The following is a 16,519-nucleotide window of genomic DNA, read 5'->3' as shown; positions in this document are numbered from 1 at the left end:
TTTCCTACCGCCGGTCACCTGGCTTCCTATGCTGGGCTATCACCTAGGACCAACCAATCCGGGACATCGATTATGTCCAATTCGCTCAACCGTGCCGGAAACAAGAAATTAAAGAACGCGGGTTAAAGGCCTGAACGTGGTGTTTATGATCTGGGTTTGGGTTGGTAGGGCACAGGAAAGCCGTGGGTTTTATGGTGGTGGGGGCATAAAGACGGAGGGTCGTTGACAAACAAGCACGCCGGTACCGCTTGTCTAGATACTCGTGAGAAAACGATCCACGCGTGCCCGCCGGTGTCCTATCTGCCATGAACCCATGATCAAGTCAGGCAAGACTGCTGCGGGTTCCCAACGATGGAAATGCACCTCGTGTCGCGCCAGCAGCACAGCCCCACGTTCTGACCAATCCGCCCTGACTATCTTCACAACATTTCTGTCCTACCTGGCCGGTAAGCTCTTCCAAGCTGAGATCTCCGGCAACACTGGACGCGGGCTACGCCGGCGCTGGGCCTGGTGCTGGACGGTCCCAACACCCGCTATTGAAATCACCGGGGAAATCTATGACCAGTTGTTTATCGACGGGATCTACCTGCCCTACAACTGGTGTCTGCTTGTTGCACACAACGGCGCCCACGTCGTGGCAAGGCAGTGGTGCCGCCGCGAAAACAGTGCGGCCTACACTGCTCTGCTATCACAGATTCCGCCCCCGGATTTGGTCACCACCGACGGACACGGCGGAGCCGCTAAAGCACTCAAGCAACTCTGGCCTCAGGTCCCGGTCCAACGCTGTCTGGTCCATGTCCACCGCAACAACCTGCGCGATCTCACGTCCCGCCCGAACACCCCGGCAGGCAAGGCCCTTCTAGAGCTATCACGTCGCCTGTTGAAAGTGACAACGAAAGAGGAGGCTGCCACCTGGGTCAAACTGCTCATCGAGTTCAACACCGAGTACGGGAGCTATCTCAAGGAACGTACCTATGCCCACGATGTCCCGCCCTCCCAGCGGCGCAGCAACCAGAAATGGTGGTACACCCACGAACGCGACAGACGTGTCTACCGCCGCCTCGCGTCCCTGCACGGCAAGGGACATCTGTTTGCTTTTCTTGAATTCGATACCCCGCGTCATAAGACCACGAATCCGGTCGAGTCTTTCAACAATTGTCTACGCTCCGTCTTGCTCTACCACCGAGGCCTATCGCAGGCCCACATGATCACCGCGATCGACTGGTACTGCTACACCCACTGCGAGTTTCCCCGCTCCTCGCGCGAGATCCTCACCCAGTGGGAGAAGGCCGGCAGACCCGCCCGACGCCTCATCCCGAAAAAGAAACAGCAGCCAGCACCTTCAAGCGATGAACCCCAACGCTATGGCACCGCATTGAGTGCAGAAGAAGGCCTCTGGACTCGAAAAGGCTGGGCAGGATGCTCCAAATAACACCCACAACACGCCGCTAAAACACCACGTTTAGGCCTATAACTCAAGAACGCCCTATGGCAATCGTCTTTTGCATCGATCAGATTCCACGAGCGTTCACGCCAATTCTACGAGCGAAAGCGAAACGAAGGCAAAAGGCATAACGCCGCAGTCGTAGCCCTAGCGCGCCGACGGCTCAACGTCTTGTTCGCCATGATGAAAAATCACGAGTTCTACCGCGAGCCCCAGTCGGAGGTCACCGCCGCATAAACACACCGCTATCAGCAAAGCCGATTGGGACATCCCAAACGGCTAATACCCATGCCCGCAAAACAACACCACAGAAACAAACCAGACATCTTGACTACCCCTTCAACCCACACCCACAAGGTTGACAAACTATATAGGAACACCCCCTGTTGCCGAAGATACACATCGCGGCGGTGAAGACTGGGGGCGGGCCGGTGCGGTACTCACTAGGATGGTGAACCGTGATCGAGATACTCGCAGACAATCCCCTACTCACCCTGTTCATTGTGGTGACCGTGGGGGCCATTATTGGCTCCATCCCGTTCGGGAAGATCCGGTTCGGCGCGGCAGGCGCGCTCTTTGTGGGGTTGGCGCTGTCTGCCGCTGCCCCGGAGCTGGGCGACGGAATGGAGATTGTCCAATCCCTTGGTCTGGCGCTGTTCGTGTACACGGTGGGCGTCGGGGCCGGCGCTGCGTTCTTTAGCCAGCTCAGAATGCAGTTGCCACTCCTTTCTGTGGCGGCAGTGTGTTCCGTGGTGGGGGCGGTGGCTACCTTTGCTCTGGCAGCGGTGCTGGATGTGCCGAAGGCGCTGGCAACCGGCCTGTTTACCGGGGCGCTAACGGCGGCGCCTGCACTCGACGCGGCCACGCGAATGGCCGGGACCGAGGAGCCTTCCGTTGGCTACGCGTTCGGCTATCCGATCGGCGTGATCGTGGGGATCCTCGTGGTATCCATGGTTGTGGGGCGGAAGTGGACTGGGGAAAAGGACACGCCTTCTCTAGCCGGGCTGGGGCTGGCCGCCAAGACTGTGGTGATTTCCGACCGGGTGAACCTGCGAGATATCCCCGAGTGGAAGGCACAGGACGTACGAGTCTCCTACCTGCATCGGGGCGACACCATGCGAGTGGCAATCCCCGGCGAGGACTTGGAGGCTGGGGACGAGGTTGTGGTTGTGGGGCTTCCGAGCGCGGTGGACTCCGCGGTGGAACGCATCGGGACCGTCAAGGCCTCGCATTTGGCAGACGATCGAAGCGACGTGGACTTCGAGCGGGTGGTTGTGTCCAACCCAGATGTTGCCTCGCGCACCATCGCCGAACTCAACCTTCCCGCCACATATGGAGCGGTTGTTACCCGGGTCAAGCGCGGCGATCTTGACCTCGTGGCACGTGACGATTTCGCGTTACAGCTGGGAGATCGCGTGGCCGTTGTGGTGCCACGTGATCAGCTCGATGCCGTGCAGGATCTGTTTGGTGATTCTGAACGGCGGGTGTCCGAGGTGGACGCGCTGGCGCTCGGACTGGGCCTAGTGCTCGGCATCTTCCTCGGGTTAGTTAGTTTCCCGATGCCCGGTGGCGAATCCTTCTCGCTCGGGCCAGCGGCAGGGCCGCTCATTGTGGGGATGATGCTTGGGGCCCTGCGCAAAACCGGCCCGCTCGTCTGGACTCTTCCCGAGGCCGCCAACCTCACCATCCGCCAGCTCGGACTTTTGCTGTTCTTGGCTGGGCTAGGGCTGACCGCGGGGCCCAAGTTCGCAAGTATCTTAACCTCGCCGATGGCGTGGCGCGCCGGATTGCTCGCGCTGATCGTGTCACTAGTGGCCTGCCTAGGTGTTGTGATCGGCGGACGGTGGATCATCAAGCTCTCGGCGCCGCGCACCGCCGGTGGAGTCGCCGGTTTCTTGGGACAGCCCGCCGTTCTGGAGGCAGCTGCCAGTAAAGTGGCCGACGAGCGCATCGAATCCGCCTACGCCGCGTTGTTCGCTTTCTCCATCGTGGTCAAGATCGTGCTGGTTCCGATTCTATGGGCGCTCTAAAGCTTGAAGTCGCGCCGTTCTAGTACCGGGTTCTAGTAGCGGGTTTCTAGTAGCGCGCCATAGTCGGATCGATCTCGGTCCACCAAGCACGAATTCCACCATCCACACTGATTGCCGTAGTTCCGGCGTCCGCGATGGCCTCTGCCGCCTTGAGCGAGCGCACCCCACCAAGGCAATATACATAGACAGGGCCGGAGGGCATCTGTGAGATGGCGGCGGATGGATCGTCTAGCACCGAGCCAAGTGGGATGTGGACCGCACCGTCTAGCCGGTTAATCTCCCATTCGTCATCTTCGCGTACATCCAGCAGGTTGAAGGTGGCGTCTCCAGCCGTGCGTGCCTCAAGCAAATCGTGTAGTTTCGCCACGTCGATGGTGGCGACCCGCGGGGTGAGTGTGCAGGCGTCAGTCAGCTCTTGGCCCCCGAGCGGGGCGGGGCGATCCAACGATCCGCGCAGCGGAATCGTGGTATATGTGGTGCTTGCGGCATCCAGCACCAAGATTCGGCCGATCAGCGGATCGCCCGTGCCGGTCAGGAGCTTGATAGCTTCGCCAGCCATAACGGAGCCGACCTGCCCGCACAAGAGTCCGAGCACACCGGCCTCGCCGCAGCTAGGCGTGCTACCGGGAGGCGGCGGCGTGGGGAACAAGTCCCGTAGGCACACGCCCGGTTCAGGAACACCGTGGGCCGTGGCGTTCGGGCCCGTCCAAAACACCGATACCTGCGCCGAGTACCGCAGAATCGAGCCCCAGATCTCCGGGACCGAAAGCTGCGAGCACGCGGCATCAACGGTGTAGCGGGTCAGGAAATTGTCCGTGCCGTCCAGCACAAGGTCGTAATCCGAGATAATCTCTTGAGCGTTATCTTCGGTGATACGGCAGGCATGCTCGATCACGCGGACCTCGGGATTGAGATCGTGTATTGCCTTGGCGGCGCTCGCCGTCTTGGGAACCCCGACCTCAGCAGTTGTATGGATAACTTGGCGGTGGAGATTGGTGAGGTCCACGACGTCGTCGTCGATAATCCCAATCGTTCCAACTCCCGCGGCGGCCAAGTACAGGAGTGCGGGCGAACCCAAACCCCCGGCACCCACTACTAGGACGCGGCCGGAGGCGAGGCGGCGTTGGGAGTCTTCCCCGAATCCGGGCAACCTCAGTTGGCGGGCGTAACGCTCGCGTTGGGAGGATGTCAGATCGGGACCGGCGGCGGCCAACGGCGTAAGAGTCATACTCTCATCGTAGGACAGATCTGGGGGCACGGATCAAACCGTGAAAAATAGGACGTCCCCCATCCCGGGTTTGCGTCAAATCTCGCAGAATTTCCCGGGATTGCGTCAAATCTATGCGACTGAATGCGAAAAAGGTTTGGCCCCCGTTTCCGGAGGCCAAACCTTGCTCTGTACACCGCCAGGGACTCGAACCCTGAACACACTGATTAAGAGTCAGATGCTCTACCATTGAGCTAGCGGTGCTTAACAAGCTAATAATTTACTCACGAACCCAGCACCTCGCAACTTTAGCGAGCGGTTTGCGACGTATCACTCACTTCGAGCAAATATGCTGCTCAACGGGAGTGGGGATACGCCTAGAAACTGGCCACACGCCCCACGAAGGCCTCCAGATTCTTTGCCTGCTCGACCCGCGCAGAATCATCGAGGTAGATCATGTGCCCGGAAGCGTAGTGCTGCACCTCGATATTTGCCATCAGCTCCGGCGGAATATCAACTTGCGCTAGATCGCATTCCGCGCCCCAGTATGGCGTACACAAGTCGTAGTACCCAAGCGAGTAGTTGATGAGCATCCGCGGGTGCTTGCGCAACGCGATGCCTAGGGAATCTACGGCGGAGAATCCCTGACCCGGATCTGTCTGCCATGGGCGCGCCCGCGCGGTGGTAACCTCGTACGGAAGATCGTTGATGTATCCCAACTCGGTGCGGACGTAGTGGTTCATCGCGCTGGCGAAGGCACCCCGAATCACGTCATACGCCGGATCCGAGTGTGCCAATTCCCCTGCCGTATCGGCGTTCCACCCGATAAATCGGCCGTCATTGCGCCCGATGATTTGCCCGCGCGAGCGCAACAGCTCCACGAAGAATCTGTTGTTCGTGATCCTCAGCCGGGTCCGCACTAGATAATCGGCCGAAAGCCCTGTTATCTGCGCCAACCGCTGCGCGGCCACCTTGAGCTTCGGATCGGTCAGCCGGTTCCCTGCCTGAAGTAGCGGCACGTACTCGCGGGCCGCGAACTGCTCGGCTTCATCAATCACTTCCGCCAGAGTTCGGTCTGGGCGGTGCCCGTGGTAGTGGGCCACGGCGGCATAACTGGGAAGGAACGCCGGATAGGAAAGGACCGCGCCCGGCCCGAAGTCCATTGAATCGGGACCAATCGGCGAAGATATCAGTACCAGTCCGGCCGGATACAGCCCGTGCCGGCTAATCAGACGCTCGGCCACCTTCGCCGTCCGCAGCACCCCATACGATTCTCCGGCGAGGAGTACCGGCGAGTTCCAGCGCTGATTACGCGTGACCCACAGCCGAATTACTTCCGCGGTAAGATCTACGTCCCGGGTAACTCCGTGGTACGTATCAGCTGGTTCGTCCGTTTCCATTCGTGAGTATCCAGTATTGACAAGATCAACGACGACGACGTCTCCGTACCTCAACGGCGTCTCGTCATTATCAACTAGGGCATACGGCGGGCCGATGGGGCGTAGTCCGTCTGTCGCGATCACCCTGCGTGGACCGAAGAAGCCTAGATGCAGCCACATGGATGTGGACCCTGGGCCGCCGTTGTAGGCGAAGATGACGGGCCGGGGCGGTTCATCATCACGGACCGCCACCGTATATGCGGTGACGAATATGTTGGCCGCGCTGGGCGGCGTGCTGAGTCCAGATAGTTCAGGCTCTTCACGGATCGGCAAGTATCCCGCCGTTGCGGTGTACTCTAGGCTCTCCCCACCAACCCGTATCGTGTGGTGGGTGATCGCGAAGGAATCTTCCGTGGTCTCCCCGTTTGTCTCTTCCTCCAACGTGGCGCCCCTCAATCAATCGGGTGCGACGCCGCGCGTTCGGCCCGCTCAACCCACTGGGTGCGCGCATCGAGGCCGCTCAGCCGTGGCTTCAGCTCGAAATTCGACCAGCGGTTTGCGGGATCGAAGGGCTCAACGTGATCGCGTTGGAACGTGAACCCACCGATGATCACCTCGTCGAGGTTCTTCGTATCAGCGATGTTTTCTATCGGGTTTCCACGGATCACGAGGAGGTCTGCCTCATATCCTGCTTCGATCACGCCGGTGACGCCCGCTAGTCCCACGGCCGCAGCACCTCGCGAAGTTGCAGCAATCAGCACCTCTTCTTCGGGTAGGCCGGAGGCCACGAGCTGCTCCATTCCGTAGAGATAACCGCTGGGCGGCAGGACAGCACCGATATCGTGGCCTAGCACGATCTTCACGCCGTGGTCATAGAGTTCCTTCGCCCGTGGAGTGCTCGTCTCCCCTTCTACGGCTGGATACGACGGTGGACTGCACGGATCCACGAAGATTCCCTTCTCTGCAATCTGATCCGCGAGCGCCGGATCAAAGCGTGTGATGCCGTCCTCAGAAATGAAGGTGGCATGTGCGATGTAATCGATCCCCGCCTCCACGCTTCGCCTGATTCCCTGAGTCCCATGGGCATGGGCGGCAGTCCGCTTCCCGAGGCGGTGCGCCTCCTCTACCAGCGCGCGCAGCTCCTCCGTGGTGAACTGCGCGTTCCATGGCGCCGAGCCGAATGTTCCAAACCCGCCGGTGGCCATCACCTTGATCACGTCCACGCCAGCCTTGTGGTGATCGCGGATCTTCTTCTTGATTTCGGTGATCGAATCGACCTCTCCTCCGGTGGGCCACGAGTGCCCACCGGAGGTTGTCAGCTGAGGTCCGGAAGCCACGATCCGCGGCCCGGCCACAATCTGATGGTCGATTACCTCGCGAAGAACAACGTCCGCGAAGTTGCGCGCCCCAAGAGATTGCACGGTTGTGACACCTACGGATGCGAGTTGCCGCGCCGGTGCAAGAGACGTGAGCGCATGCCAGCCCTGATCGTGACGCTCGGGCTCTGGAACGTCAGGATCGAATTCGTAGGCGAAACCTCCCAAATGGGCATGCGTTTCAACGAATCCCGGCGTTAGCGTGGCCTCGGGATGGGATTCGACGGGGAGCGCACCGTACTCTGCCGGGAGCTCGCCTGCTGAACCAACCCAGGCGATGCGCCCCCGCTGAATTGCCACAGCCGCATCAGCGATGGTTCCGCCGCGCCGCCCTGTGAAGATCCGCTTGGCGGTGATCACTCTGTCGGTTGGCTGCTGAATTGGGTTATCTAGCCGGTAGGTGCCGGATTGATTCTTAGACATATACCCTCACGCTCGAATTAGTTATTAACAGACACGGTGTAGGCACTCCACACGAACCCGGACGAGGGATCGAATACCAGTCCGTCTACCTTATCCGTGTGTGCCACCGTGTCAGTAGGGATATAAAGAGGTATCTGATAAGCCTGTTCGCTGATGTAGCTCTGGAGCTCTGTATACACTTCCTCACGCTGCTCCAGATCCGTTGTGTACCGGCCCTTGTCTAGTAAGTCATCGATTGTGGAGTCATCAAACTTTCCACGTGCGATGTATCCGCGCGCAGGATCCGAGGAATACAAAACATCGTACGAGGCCGCGGGATCCGAGGAATTGTATGAGTTATCAAATACCTCATATGCGTTGGCCTCCGCACGTTCCTCCTCCGTTCCCAGATCTACTGCCTCGAACACGAACTCAATATCTAGATCATTCTTGAGCGAGGCCCCGATTGCCTGGAGAAGGATGTCGCGGTTATCGCGAACATAGGGCGCTGCGCTAACAGCACGAACCGTCAGGCGCTCGCCGTCCTTCACTCGATAGCCTTGCGAATCTCGCTCGTCCCATCCAGCGTTATCTAGGAGATCGTTGGCGTTATCCACGTCGTAGGGTACAGAATTCTCCAGCGATTCGTCATAGTAAGGAGTGCCCGGGGAAATGGAGCTCCAGGCGCGATCCACCTGCCCGTGATACACCGAATCGAGCAGAGCGTCGAGGTCAATTCCCTGCCGGATAGCTTCCCGAACGTCCTTCTCTTCGAGGCCCGGACGGCTCACGTTGAGGTAGAGAGAGTATGGGGAGCCAACGGCCTGCCCCTTCTCATAAACAAAGCCTTCTTGTCCGTCAAAGAGCGAAACGTCTACGGCGGGTATACCGCTGATGGCATCAACCTGATTGGAGCTCAATGCGCCGGTTCGCGTGGAGTTCTCAGCAAGGATTTGGTATGTGACTGAATCGAGGTAGGCCTCACCATCTTGCGTTGCTAGCTCCTCGGGCGCCCAAGCGTAGCCGTCCCGCTTGGAGAACTTGATGTCTTGGCCTTGGTTCCACGAGTCAAGGACAAACGGGCCAGTTCCATAGATCTCCGTTCCTCCCGATTCAAGCTTCTCGCTTTCCAGAGAGGCATGGGCCAAGGGCGCCGATCCCAACCCGCTCAAATAGTCGAGGAAGAGCGCGTCCGGCTGGGCGAGCGTGAACTCCACAGTCTGATCGTCCACTGCGCGGTAGCTCTCGAGTGAGGCTATTCCCGCCTGCCCGCTATTCCCGTAATCATCTGAGGTCAGCACATCAAAGTTGGCAACTACGGCGTCGGCGTCCAGCTTCTCATCATTGGAGAACGTGACATCATCGCGCAATGTCAACGTGATTGTTTTGCCATCTTCGGATTGCGAATACTCGGAGGCCAGCCAAGGTTCATACTCCCCGTCCCCGTTCTTGAAGAGGTAGGAATCAAAGGCGTTGCGGAGAATGTGCTTGGCCGCCGCCCCGCCATTGAGCTGGGGGTTGAGAGTTGTGGGTTCGCTTTCCACGGCCCACGTAACGGTCCCTCCAGAGGTCTGCGCTTCGGCAGTACTCTCGCTGGCCGTGCTTGAGCCGCAAGCAGCAACAACCAGTGCGGCGGCTACCAGTGCTCCTGCCGCCTTAATCCTGCGCCGAATATGGCCCCGTGTGGAGACAGAGTTTTCCTTAATCATGATGTGTTTCCTTGTTGTGGTGGATTGCGTGAGTGCTTGGTGTTCTGCGGCTATTTGCCATTGACGCTGAGCCGCGGGATCGCCGCCATAAGCTTCTGGGTGTAGGGGTGGCCGGGTGTTTCAAACACGGCGTCTACTGGTCCAGATTCGACTATCCTCCCGTCTTTCATCACGATCACTCGATCAACCAATTGGTGCACAACCGCAAGATCATGCGAGATAAAAATGAGGGATGTTCCCGTGCGGCGTGACAGATCGTTGAGCAGGTTCAGGATCTGCGCCTGAACGGACACATCGAGCGCCGAAACGGGTTCGTCGCATACGAGAACCTCGGGCCGCAGCGCGAGCGCGCGAGCAATAGACACCCGCTGGCGCTGCCCGCCCGAGAGTTCCCTAGGGTGAGCGGATAGGACATCGGGGCCCAGCGCGGTGAGCTCGAGGAGTTCAGCAATCCGAGCCTCCTGCTCCTCGCGTGATACACCAGCAAGCCTCAACGGTTCGCGAATGATCTCCTCAACGGTATATCGGGGATCAAAGGAGCCCGTGGGATCTTGCGCCACGAATTGGATCCGCTGGCGCAGCTCCCTGTCCACACGCGATCCGCCCCAGCGGTGCCCGTCCACGCTCACCTCGCCGGCATCGGGTTCGGTCAGCCCCAGAAGGAGGCGCGCAAGCGTGGACTTTCCTGAGCCGGACTCCCCCACGATGCCCAGCTTGTCGCCGTGGTACAACTGGAAATCGACGTCGCGGACCGCGAGGCGGCGCTTGCCACCCGGTGCCTTGAACGCCTTGGAGAGTCCAGATGCCTGAATTAATGGAGCATCCGAGCTCCGCGTCTGCTGATCTCCAGATAGTTCGCTCCACGGGTTTGCGTCGCGTGAGGGCACCGCGGCAATGAGCATCTTGGTGTAGGCATTCTGCGGACGCCCGAGCACTTGCTCCACACTCCCCTGCTCCACAAGCTCACCGTTGTTCATGACGAGGATCCGGTCCGCGATGCTTGATACCACCGCAAGATCGTGAGAAATGATCAGGAGCGCTGTGCCGGCATCGCGCCGGGCTTTCAGGAGCTCAATCACCTGCGCCTGAACGGTTACGTCTAGGGCCGTGGTTGGCTCATCCGCGATGATCAACTGGGGATCCGCGGCGATTGCGCTTGCGATCAGGGCACGCTGGCGCAGCCCTCCAGAAAGCTCATTGGGATACTGCTTTCCACGAATCTCCGGATCATCCATACCCACTTCGCCAAGAAGCGAGTTCACCCGCGCGCGGACGTCGCGCCGCTTGACCAAGCCGTGGGTTGTCAGCGGCTCGGCTACTTCCTGTTCGATGCGCCGAAGCGGGTCAAGGGACACGAGGGCGTCCTGAAGAACAAGCCCTATTTGCCTGCCCCGCACGGCCCGCCACTGGCGCTCCTTAAACTCCAAGGCATTCTTCCCACCGATGGTGAATTCCGCGGCATCAATCTGCGAGCCGTCGCCGGTCAAGCCAGCCAAGGTCCGCGCGGTCACGGACTTACCTGAACCGGATTCACCAACGATCGCCACGACTTCACCGGGATAAATCGTCAGATCGATTCCTCGTACCGCATGTATGGTGCGCCTACTTCCGGCGAACCGGACGTTCAGGTCTCGCACCTCCACGAGCGGCTGACCTGCCTGACCGCGCGCCTCTTGGATGCGGGGGCGTTCCAGAATTGAGAGACTCATGAGTTCCTTCTTTCGTGGCGCGCCTGCAAGTAGCGCCCGATGATTGTTGACGAGACGATGATCGCTGTGAGGGCAACACCCGGGAACACCGCGGTCCACCACGCGATCCTTAGGTACTGCCGGGATTCGGCTAGCATCGATCCCCACTCGGGGATTGGCGGTTGCGGCCCCATCCCGATGAAGCTGAGGGCGGCTGCGCCGATGATTGCCCCGCCCAGCCCGATGGTTGCCACAACGGGGATCACCCCGAGTGCGTTAGGAAGAATGTGTTGGGTAACAACGCGCGGCATGGACATGCCGAACGTTCGCGCCTGTTCCACATAGCCGGAGGTCCGCGCGATCTTCACCTCGGATCGCAGGAGCCTCGCATATCGCGGTGCTCCGGCAACTCCGAGAGCAAGAATCAGGTTCCCGATGCCCGGCCCGGTGAACGCCACGAGCACTAGGGCTAGAAGGATCTCTGGAAAGCTCGCGATCACGTCGGTTGCTCGGGTAAGGACTTGGTCCAGCCACCTCGGGCTGATGCCAGAGACAAGGCCGATCATTGCTCCGATCGCGAGCGCCAGCACAGTGGCCCCAACGCCGATCGCCAACGAGTACCGCGCCCCGTACACCACCCGAGCAAGCACGTCGCGTCCCAGTGCGTCAGTACCGAAGAGATGATCGGCGGAGGGCGCCTGATTGACGTTGAGCGGGTCTGATACGTAGGGATCCACGCCCGTTAGCAGGCCCGGCCATATCACCGCAACAGCTGCAACGGCCACGATCACAAGGCCGATACCCACTGAGATGGGAACTCTGTGGGTCCCCCGCCGGCGGCCGTGCACACGCGCTCCGGTAAAGTACACCGGTCCAATCCGGCGCCCCTGCGCCTTTTCATTCGCTAGCGTGCTCATTTCTCAGTCCCTCCAGAGGTCGTTTGGCGTAGTCGCGGATCGAGGGCGGTGAGGATGAGGTCTGCCGTCGTCGTCGCCACAACAAAAACCGCGGTCGCTAGAATCGCAACTCCCAGAATCACGGGGATATCCTTTTCGTTCACGGCGGCTACGGCCACTTGGCCGATACCGGGGCGGCCAAAAACCTTCTCCGTGATGACGGCGCCGCCGAGCATGCCACCCACGGTGAGGCCGGTGAGGGTAACCACCGGCAGGGAACCGTGGCGCAGCGAATGGTGGGTGCACAGGCGCCACTCGCCGAGCCCCCGCGAACGAGCCGTAACCGAGTACGGGGCCTCCAGCGAACGTTCGGCGCCCTCCCGGAAAACTTGGCCCAAATACGCGCCGGTGGGCACCGCCATCGCGAACGCCGGCAGAACCAGCGCGGCGAACGATCCCGCGCCGGACACTGGGAACCAGCCGAGATTAAACGAGAAGACCGCGAGGAGAAGAATGCCGAACCAGAAGGGAGGAAGGGACACGAGCACGAGCTCGCCCCCGCGCCACAGCGAGCGCAGAAGCCCGCCGCGCCCAGACGTCACCAATGCGGCGACGAACGCAATAAGCAGCGCCAGCACCGTCGCGGCTAGCGCCAGTTGGATGGTGGGCAGGAGCTGCTCACCCAAAACCTCGGCGACGGGGCGGCGGAGCACATAGGATTCGCCTAGATCCCCGCGCAGCACGCCCGTGAGGTAGCCGATGTACTGCTCCCAGACAGGCTTATCCAGTCCCCACCGCTCGATCGCCTGTGCGCGAAGCGCCGGATCGTTGCGATTGTCTTGGCCCAGCAGCATCGAGGCCGTATCGCCGGGCGCGAAGTGAATCGCGAAGAACGCCAGAGTGATTGCCGCCCAGAGGACAATCAGCGCGCCGCCAAGCTGCCATAGTGTCCGGCGCGCAAGGATCCTAGCTTTCGCGGCTCGGGTGATGCCCGAAACCAGAGCGCCGCCATCAGATTTTGGCGTGCTGGCATTCGGCTTAGCCTCAGCGGCACCAGCCTTGAACTCTGCCACGTAATGCGTATCGATAGACATGTACCCTCCTGAAGCTCAGACGAGCACGCCGTCGATTGGCTCATGGATGCGATACGGGATGTCCCACGCCTCGATGAGTTCTGCGGCAGCCGATACGCCAGCGGCATTCGGTGCCTGGCTCAGCCCAATCCACGGGCGGTCGCTGGCCGCGAGTAGCCCGTCGAGTTGGGCTAGTTTGCGGGCATAGCGCCACAGGTTGGGGTAGTCGCGGATAGACGCCGCACCCCAGCCGAACTTCGGGCGCAGCGTCAGATCGAACAGTGCGAGGAAGCCGAAGAGCTGAACATCCACCAGAGAGGCGCGCGTGCCAACCAGATACGCTTCGGGATCGGCCAGAGCGGCGTCCAGTACACCCAGCCGGGCGTAGATCAACCTGGCATAGGCCTCACGTTCTTCGTCAGATTCGGCTGCTACCGCCCGCCGCGCACCCTCCACAAGATCTTCGGAGATGGTGGCCGAAAGCCGCTGGGCCTCGTGTTCGGCAGTTTGCGCCACGAGCCAGGCCGCGTTGGGGTTTCCTTCTTGGATGGACGCCGTCAGTAGCGCCTCGATAATCGCCTCCGTAGGAGCACCGACCGGTGCGGCCGAAGCAGCCTCCTTAGCCACCAACTCGAAATCCTCAGAGAGCCCGAGGATCCTGATGAGGATGCGAATTACGAGGTGCTCCGGCGCTGTGGGATCGAGCTTGAGAACTAGCGGGGCGTTCGAACCCGCGAAGTCCTCTTCTAGGATCTGGGCGACCGAGCCTTCGGGCCGGGCCGCAAACGGTAGTGCTGCCATGATGTTCCTTCGGAGCGTTTGGTCAAGAATTGGGGAATCCTGCGAGATCCCCCGTTGAACCGAACTCAGGGCGGGCCCGGTAGGCGGCTCAAGGCGGAGCTCAAACGAGTAGAGCCGCTGGCCCCCATCTACCACTTTCGTCTCGCGCTCTATGCGCCGGACGAAACCGTGGTTGTAGTAGAGCTGGTGGGCGTGCGTCATGTGCGGGCTGGAATTGATCGAGATTGTCTCGGCGCCGTTGAACCGGGCCTCCTCGATAGCGTGGGCAACCAGCTTGTGCCCGAGCCCGCGCCCACGGCCCGCCGCGGCCACTCCCAGAATATTGAAGGTAGAGACACCGTTGCGGATCCGATCGGTGTGCGGAGTCAGAACGCCCGCCACCAGAGACCGCGTTGAAAGCTGCTCTACCACCCACACATAGCTGGCTTCGGCACGCTCGGTAATCGAGTGCAATCCCGCCTTGTATTCGTCGGTGATCCAGCACCCGGAAGTAAACGCGTCCTCAAGCATGTTGCCGAACGCCTCATACTCGGAGGGATGCGCCAGCCTCAGCAAATGATCGGGGGCCACGAGCGTTGCGGATACCGAGGTACTCATTGCCCGAAGCTCCACAATTCGTACGAACCGCCACCGCCAGGACCCGTGTAGAGCGGCGATCCCGCCAAGCCCTCACGCCCGGCAGGCTCCTTCCACGCCGCGAGCGATTCCTCTGGCGAAGGCAGGTAATCCGTGCTCCCCGAGATCACACCCTTGTTGATGTAATCGCCAGACGGGCCGGGGACCAGCCCGAGGAAGTACTTTTCGCGATCGTCAGCGAAACCGTTCTGGAAGAGGTCACGGGCGTACGCCCACAGATTTGGGTAGCCGCTTATCTGCACGGATTCTTCCTGCCCGAACAGCTTGACGAATCCCGGGCGGTAGTTGCGCTCAAACGAGGAAAGCGTCTGGAACAACCGCACGTCCGAATCCGTTAACTGATCACCAAAGAGATAGCGCCGGGACCCCAGCCGGAAATCGTAATCGGCAAGCCGAGCCTCAAACACGCCCTTTGCCGCCCGAGCCGCCCCCTCACTCCGCGCGAAAATCACCTTGTAGGTGCCGTTATTGACATCGTCGAAAAGCTGCTGATTCAGCAGATCGATCTCCGGGCGAAGCTCTTCCGGATACAGATCCGGCGCACCTGCCTTATGGAACGGCTTCCACGCGGTCTCCAAGTCCGCCGGCAAAAGGTGATAATTGTTTGTTACCACCCGCCCCGTCACGGTATCGATCACGGTGGGCGAGGTCCCACGGCCAACAAAATCCGGATCCGATGCCCGATAGAAATCGTTGAGCCGATCCGTGCCGAAGCGCTGGACCACATCGCCGTCACTATCCGAAATCCGCCACCCCTGCGAATCGCGCCCATACAACAGCACGAACGGGAAAGCTTCCTCAAGCCCGAGCAACCGGAGAACAATGAGCTGCCTGCGCGCCCAGCCGCATCCCACACTTCCCAGAAGGCGGTAGCGGCCGGGTTCGGCGGGCCACCCGCCGTCGTCGTTGCCAAAACGGGCAGTGAACCAGTTGCGTTGACGGCGGAATCCGCCATCGGGGGTCTGTTCCGTAGCCAATTCGGGCATTGTCTGGCTGTCGTCGCGGACTGGTGGGTTGAGCAATTCGTTTTCTACTGAGGTTTTCAGGACGGACATAGTCTTCTCCCTTGATTTTGGGTGCGTTGAACCTAGGTAAGTGGCATAGTTCCGGTAGTGCCGGGGCTTTTTTCCAGCGACGACGGATCGCCATCCCCACAAACACCACACGTGTTCTATGGAGTGACGAATTGCTTAAAGAGCCAATCGTGCCGCGGAAATATATGCGGGGATTGCGCGCGGGGCCCTGCTACACCTCAATCGTGGGCTACGGGCGGGCACAATGTGGCCGGCCTACCGGCAACACATTCGACAACAACATGCGGAGGCACAGTTAATACTGAGTTGTGCGGTGAGCATTGACTTGCGCATATGCTCGCCCCTCTCGTAGTTGAGTCGAGTTGAATACCTTTACCTTATGGAGTTAGAGGGTTAATGCCAATAGGTAGTCATATGGTGAGACGCTGGCGGCGGAATCGTTCAATCTGTACAGCAGAATCACCTACCCTGAATATATGAATGAAGCGGAAGAGTCTGTGGCGCCCAAGAAACCTAAGGGTTTCAACGTCAAGCTGTTTGTGTTGACGTTGGTGCTCGGCGTGATTGTGGTGGTGCTATTGGGGTTGTTCAGTGGCGCCTCAGAGGCGAGCCTGTGGGGCTGGGCGTTGGCGGGCGCGGGAGTCGGCGCACTATTCGGGGCGATCTTGGGTGCGAATGTGCAGATCGCGGATCCGAAGAAGGTCTCCGAGGCTGACACAACCGAACCGGGTGCGGACTCCACAGTGGAATCGGCGGTGAACTCCGGGGACGGTAGCGACGCCGCCCAGTCTCCAGAGCCCCCTGCCCCGGCTATCTGACGCCAACCCAAGCTGGCTTTTGGCGA

The 16,519-nt window shown here is 60.3% G+C and carries 13 protein-coding genes and 1 tRNA gene; 4 read left to right on the top strand and 10 right to left on the bottom strand.

Going from position 1 to position 16,519, the window contains the following annotated elements; genetic code table 11:
• From DD236_RS11650 to DD236_RS11635, 3 genes are all read left to right on the top strand, one after another.
• A partial coding sequence (locus DD236_RS11650) for a transposase (RefSeq protein ID WP_165819916.1) occupies positions 1 to 126 on the top strand: 126 nt, incomplete at its 5' end.
• 136 nt (positions 127 to 262) lie between these two features.
• On the top strand, positions 263 to 1,432 hold the full coding sequence (locus DD236_RS11645) for an IS1249 family transposase (RefSeq protein ID WP_279323016.1): 1,170 nt from the start codon (positions 263 to 265) through the stop codon (positions 1,430 to 1,432).
• A gap of 470 nt (positions 1,433 to 1,902) precedes the next feature.
• Positions 1,903 to 3,474 carry an aspartate:alanine exchanger family transporter gene (locus DD236_RS11635; RefSeq protein ID WP_109094565.1) on the top strand — a complete coding sequence of 524 codons (1,572 nt, stop codon included), beginning with the start codon at positions 1,903 to 1,905 and terminating at the stop codon, positions 3,472 to 3,474.
• 46 nt (positions 3,475 to 3,520) lie between these two features.
• Here the strand turns inward: DD236_RS11635 and DD236_RS11630 are convergent, their stop codons facing one another.
• From DD236_RS11630 to DD236_RS11585, 10 genes are all read right to left on the bottom strand, one after another.
• Positions 3,521 to 4,702 carry a ThiF family adenylyltransferase gene (locus DD236_RS11630; protein WP_109094564.1) on the bottom strand — a complete coding sequence of 394 codons (1,182 nt, stop codon included), beginning with the start codon at positions 4,700 to 4,702 and terminating at the stop codon, positions 3,521 to 3,523.
• A 171-nt stretch (positions 4,703 to 4,873) separates the two neighbouring features.
• Positions 4,874 to 4,945 (bottom strand) — tRNA-Lys (locus DD236_RS11625).
• 113 nt (positions 4,946 to 5,058) lie between these two features.
• Positions 5,059 to 6,501: a S10 family peptidase gene (locus tag DD236_RS11620; protein ID WP_109094563.1), complete on the bottom strand. Its 1,443-nt coding sequence runs from the start codon at positions 6,499 to 6,501 to the stop codon at positions 5,059 to 5,061.
• Between the two features lie 11 nt (positions 6,502 to 6,512).
• Positions 6,513 to 7,859, bottom strand: coding sequence for an amidohydrolase family protein (locus DD236_RS11615; RefSeq protein WP_109094562.1), 1,347 nt, complete (start codon positions 7,857 to 7,859; stop codon positions 6,513 to 6,515).
• Positions 7,860 to 7,876: 17 nt separating this feature from the next.
• Positions 7,877 to 9,547, bottom strand: coding sequence for an ABC transporter substrate-binding protein (locus tag DD236_RS11610; RefSeq protein ID WP_109094561.1), 1,671 nt, complete (start codon positions 9,545 to 9,547; stop codon positions 7,877 to 7,879).
• A 50-nt stretch (positions 9,548 to 9,597) separates the two neighbouring features.
• Positions 9,598 to 11,256, bottom strand: coding sequence for a dipeptide ABC transporter ATP-binding protein (locus DD236_RS11605; RefSeq protein ID WP_109094560.1), 1,659 nt, complete (start codon positions 11,254 to 11,256; stop codon positions 9,598 to 9,600).
• Entirely contained in the window at positions 11,253 to 12,152 is a 900-nt protein-coding gene (locus DD236_RS11600; RefSeq protein WP_109094559.1) for an ABC transporter permease, read from the bottom strand. Before DD236_RS11600 ends, DD236_RS11605 begins: the two co-directional genes overlap by 4 nt.
• Positions 12,149 to 13,225, bottom strand: coding sequence for an ABC transporter permease (locus DD236_RS11595; protein WP_109094558.1), 1,077 nt, complete (start codon positions 13,223 to 13,225; stop codon positions 12,149 to 12,151). Before DD236_RS11595 ends, DD236_RS11600 begins: the two co-directional genes overlap by 4 nt.
• A gap of 15 nt (positions 13,226 to 13,240) precedes the next feature.
• Positions 13,241 to 14,602, bottom strand: coding sequence for a GNAT family N-acetyltransferase (locus DD236_RS11590; protein WP_109094557.1), 1,362 nt, complete (start codon positions 14,600 to 14,602; stop codon positions 13,241 to 13,243).
• A complete protein-coding gene (locus DD236_RS11585; protein ID WP_109094556.1) occupies positions 14,599 to 15,696 on the bottom strand; it encodes a glutathione S-transferase C-terminal domain-containing protein in 1,098 nt (365 codons plus the stop codon). Before DD236_RS11585 ends, DD236_RS11590 begins: the two co-directional genes overlap by 4 nt.
• Before the next feature lie 455 nt (positions 15,697 to 16,151).
• Between DD236_RS11585 and DD236_RS11580 the strand changes: the two genes are divergently transcribed.
• A complete protein-coding gene (locus tag DD236_RS11580) occupies positions 16,152 to 16,493 on the top strand; it encodes a hypothetical protein (RefSeq protein WP_109094555.1) in 342 nt (113 codons plus the stop codon).
• The last annotated feature ends 26 nt before the right edge of the window (positions 16,494 to 16,519 follow it).

It is taken from the genome of Ancrocorticia populi (genome assembly GCF_003123745.1).
Classification (GTDB): Bacteria; Actinomycetota; Actinomycetes; order Actinomycetales; family Actinomycetaceae; genus Ancrocorticia; species Ancrocorticia populi.
Note: the sequence above shows the minus strand (reverse complement) of the source record. Positions and strands in the feature narration are given on the sequence as shown.